We start from the raw sequence: 241 nt of genomic DNA on the forward strand, positions 1-241 counted from the left end.
GGAACGTCTCGACGCGAAGCTGACGGTCATCGTCACCGCCGCCTCGGAGCGCAACGTCGCCCCGGACAGCCGACCGTCGGCGACGTTCACCGAGTCGGGCTACCCGGTCAGCAACACGATCAACGGCATCGCGACCGACAAGGGCTGGTCGAACTGGAAGGGCGGAACGAAGAACGAGCAGGACACCCTCAGCTACGCGCTCGCGCAGCGCGAGACGGTCACGCACGTCGCCGTGCAGTTC

Annotated in this window: 1 protein-coding gene; it reads left to right on the top strand. The window is 67.2% G+C overall.

Annotated features, from left to right (window positions below; translation table 11 throughout):
- Positions 1-241 (top strand): hypothetical protein (locus ACZ3HH_RS31050; protein WP_465810555.1); only part of this gene is annotated, 241 nt, incomplete at both ends.

The sequence above is a fragment of the Pseudomonas sp. PME37.24/025 genome (genome assembly GCF_055556615.1).